Source organism: Streptomyces sp. NPDC032822 (genome assembly GCF_055578825.1).
Genome location: NZ_JBVIOL010000052.1, coordinates 1 through 3889, shown reverse-complemented (window position 1 = coordinate 3889; position 3889 = coordinate 1). Strand labels below are relative to the sequence as shown.

Sequence of the window (3889 nt, the reverse complement as noted above, 5' to 3'; positions counted from 1 at the left end):
ACACCAGGGACCGTTTGCCGTGGACGACCTCGTCGTGGGAGATCGGCAGGACGTAGTTCTCGCTGTACGCGTAGACCATCGAGAAGGTCATCTCGTGGTGGTGGTACTTGCGGTGGACCGCCTCGTGACTGATGTAGTCCAGTGAGTCGTGCATCCAGCCCATGTTCCACTTCAGGCCGAAGCCGAGGCCGCCGGTGTCGGTGGGGCGGGTCACGCCGTCCCAGGCCGTCGACTCCTCGGCGATCGTCACCACGCCCGGCACCCGCCGGTACACGGTGGCGTTCATCTCCTGGAGGAACGCCACCGCGTCCAGGTTCTCCCGGCCGCCGTGCTCGTTGGGCGTCCACTGTCCCGGCTCGCGTGAGTAGTCGAGGTAGAGCATCGAGGCGACGGCGTCCACGCGCAGCCCGTCGATGTGGAACTCCTCGCACCAGTACACCGCGTTGGCGACCAGGAAGTTGCGCACCTCGCGGCGGCCGTAGTCGAACTCCAGGGTGCCCCAGTCGGGATGGGCGGACCGGAGCGGGTCCTCGTGCTCGTACAGGGGGCGGCCGTCGAACTCGGCCAACGCCCAGTCGTCGCGCGGGAAGTGGGCCGGCACCCAGTCCATGAGGACGCCGATCCCGGCTCGGTGCAGGGCGTCGACCAGGTACCTGAAGTCGTCGGGGGTGCCGAGACGGGCGGTGGGCGCGTAGAAACCGGTGACCTGGTAGCCCCAGGAGCCGCCGTAGGGATGCTCGGCGACCGGCATCAGCTCGACATGGGTGAAGCCCAGATCCCGTACGTAGTCCGGCAGTTGCTCCGCGAGTTGACGGTACGTCAGCCCCGGTCGCCAGGACGGGAGATGGATCTCGTACACCGAGAACGGGGCCTCGTGGACGGGCGTTTCCGCGCGCCGCGTCAGCCAGGCCGCGTCGCTCCACTCGTAGCGGGAGGAGGTCACGATCGACGACGTGCTCGGCGGGACCTCCGTGCGGCGCGCCATCGGGTCGGCGCGCAGCGTCCGGGAGCCGTCGGCGCGGGTGATGTCGAACTTGTACAGCTCGCCCTCCCCGATGCCGGGCACGAACAGTTCCCACACGCCGGTGCCGCCGAGCGACCGCAGCGGATACGCGGTCCCGTCCCAGAAGTTGAACGTGCCGGCCACCCGCACGCCCCGCGCGTTCGGCGCCCACACCGTGAACCGGGTCCCGGTCACGCCCTCGTGGGTCATCGGCTCGGCGCCCAGCGCCGTCCACAGCTGCTCGTGCCGGCCCTCGCCGATCAGGTGCAGGTCGAGGTCGCCCAGCGCGGGCAGGAAACGGTAGGCGTCCTCGACGTCCTGGACCGTCCCGTCGTAGGCCACGAGGAGCCGGTAGGCCGGGACCTCCGGCAGCGGCAGCAGGGTGGAGAAGAACCCGTCCCCGTCGTCGTGCAGTGCGGCCCGCAGCTCCCCGGCGACGACCGTGACGGACCGCGCGTACGGCCGGAAGGCGCGCACGGCGATCCCGCCGGGCACCGGATGGGCGCCGAGCACGCCGTGCGGATCGTGATGGGTGCCGGAGAGCAGGCGCCCGCGGTCACCGGCGTCCATGGCGGGCGAGGCCGGAGGGACCGGGAGGGCCGGGGACGCGGGGGACGCGGGCGACACCGACGAGACCGCGGGTGTCTCCGGCGGCGGAACGAGGCCCGGCGGAGCGACGTCCTTCGGGCCGGCCTTCTTCGCGGACCTGTCCTTGGCCGGCTTGTCCTTGGCCGGGGTGTCTCTCACCGACGAGTCTTTGGCCGAGGAGTCCTTGGCCTTGTCCTTGGCCGGCTTCTTCTTCGGGTCCGGACCGCTGGACGGAGTGCGGGGCGTCACGGGTGGAGCCTCCTCGGCGTCACGTAGTTCTCGATCGCGGCCATCGGCACGGGAAGCCAGTCGGGGCGGTGGCGGGCCTCGTAGACGACCTCGTAGATCGCCTTGTCCGTCTCGTAGGCCCGCAGCAGCACCGGGTCGGTGCGCGGATCGACGCCGCTGACCTCCGCGTACCCCGAGCAGTACGCGGCCCGGCAGGTCTCGGCCCAGCCCGGCACCGGCGGGTCGGCGGAGTGGGCCGCGTAGTCGAAGGAGCGGAGCATGCCCGCGACGTCCCGGGCCGGCGGCTGCGGCATCCGGCGCTCCGCGAGCGGCTTCGACGGCTCGCCCTCGAAGTCGATCAGCGACCACTGCCCGGTGGGCGAGCGCAGACACTGGCCGAGGTGCAGATCGCCGTGGACGCGCTGCGCGGTCCAGGTACGGCCCTCCGCCGCCAGGTCGGCCAGCGCGGTGAACGCGGCGCGCAGACCGGGCGCGTGCGGCCGGAGCGCGGGCACCGCCTGCACGGCCGCCTCCAGACGCTCGATCATGCCGTCGACCAGCGGCTGGAGCTGGTGGGGGCCGAGGGTCACGGTCGGCAGCGCCCGGGCGAGCGCGGTGTGCACCTCGGCGGTGGCCCGCCCCAGCGAGCGGGCCTGCGCACCGAAGTCCTCGTTCTTGGCCAGCTCCCGCAGCGCGAGTTCCCAGCCGTCGGCCGCGCCCTGCACGAACGGCTGGAGGACGCCCAGGACGTACGGCTGCTCCCCGTCCAGCTCGGCCCGCAGCCACCCGGTCGGCGCGGGCACCCGGGGGCAGCCCTCCTGGGCCAGGGCCAGCGGCAGTTCCAGGTCGGGGTGGGTGCCGGGCACGACCCGGCGCAACAGCTTGAGGATGAACGTATCTCCATAGACGATCGACGAGTTGGACTGCTCGGCGGTCATCACCCGCGGCACCAGTCCGTCCCGGATCTCCTGCCCGGGGTCCCGGTCGAAGCGCAGCCCGCCGATGCGGGCCCGGGTGCGCAGGGCCTCCAGGAGCAGTTCGGCGGGCCGGGGGTCGTACAGGGCCTCGTACGCGGTGTGTCCGGCGAGCGGGCCCTCTTCGATGTGGCCGATCAGCGCGGGCGCCAGCCTGGGGGGCAGCGCCTCGCGCGTTCCTATGAGGAGTTGGTAGCAGTCCCCGGGGTGCGGGGCGGCGCCGAGTGCCAGGGGCTGGTGGGCGCGCACCAGCAGGTGGTACAGGCCGGCCTTCGCCGTCGACGGCAGCAGCTCGGTGGCCGCCACCAGCGAGAACCCGGTGACCGGGCGTCCCTTGCCCGCGAACCAGCGCTGCCGCGGCAGCCATTCCCGCAGCAGGGGGTCCAGGGACGCGAGGAGGCCGGGACTTGTCGTGGCGGTACGGGTGACGGCTTCCGACATGGCGCGTCCTTTCCCCTCTTCTTGGTTCGCCTCCGGGGCGCTCCGTGCGGGGTGTTACTGATGCGTGCCCCGGGCAGGGCGGGGGAAACCGCCCCGCCCGGGGTTCGGCCGGGCTCTTCGCGCGCCGCGGCCCGCTGTCCTACCCGGCTTCCTTGCGGAGCCGGAACCAGTAGAAGCCGTGCCCGCCGAGGGTCAGCAAGTACGGCAGATCACCGATGGCCGGAAAACGGACCCCGCCGAACAGCTCGACCGGGTGCCGTCCGTTGAACGCGCTGAGGTCCAGCTCCGTCGGCTGCGCGAACCGCGAGAAGTTGTGCACGCACAGCACGAGGTCGTCCTCGTACTCCCGCAGGAACGCGATCACCGCCGGGTTGGAGGAGGGGAGTTCCGTGTAGGACCCCAGCCCGAACGCGGGGTTCTGCTTGCGGATCTCGATCATGCGGCGGGTCCAGTGCAGCAGGGACGACGGGGAGGCCATCGACGCCTCGACGTTCGTCACCTGGTAGCCGTGGACCGGGTCCATGATCGTGGGCAGATAGAGCCGTCCCGGATCGCAGGACGAGAAGCCGGCGTTGCGGTCGGGGGTCCACTGCATGGGTGTGCGGACGGCGTCGCGGTCGCCGAGCCAGATGTTGTCGCCCATGCCGATCTCGTC

Annotated in this window: 3 protein-coding genes; all 3 read right to left on the bottom strand. The window is 71.9% G+C overall.

The genetic code is table 11. The features are described from left to right. Positions 1–1840 (bottom strand): 1,4-alpha-glucan branching enzyme (gene glgB / locus ACZ5VD_RS43860; RefSeq protein ID WP_468686081.1); only part of this gene is annotated, 1840 nt, incomplete at its 3' end. Beyond that, positions 1837–3234 (bottom strand): maltokinase N-terminal cap-like domain-containing protein, encoded by a 1398-nt coding sequence (locus ACZ5VD_RS43855; protein ID WP_468555345.1) that lies wholly within the window; start codon positions 3232–3234, stop codon positions 1837–1839. The genes glgB and ACZ5VD_RS43855, both read right to left, overlap by 4 nt. Before the next feature lie 139 nt (positions 3235–3373). After that, positions 3374–3889: alpha-glucosidase C-terminal domain-containing protein (locus ACZ5VD_RS43850; protein ID WP_468555344.1), on the bottom strand; the 516-nt coding region annotated here is incomplete at its 5' end.

What these genes read in the sequence shown, in the direction of transcription:
- ACZ5VD_RS43855 (WP_468555345.1), bottom strand. Translation starts at nt 3,234, where the DNA reads ATGTCGGAAGCCGTCACCCGTACCGCCACGACAAGTCCCGGCCTCCTC.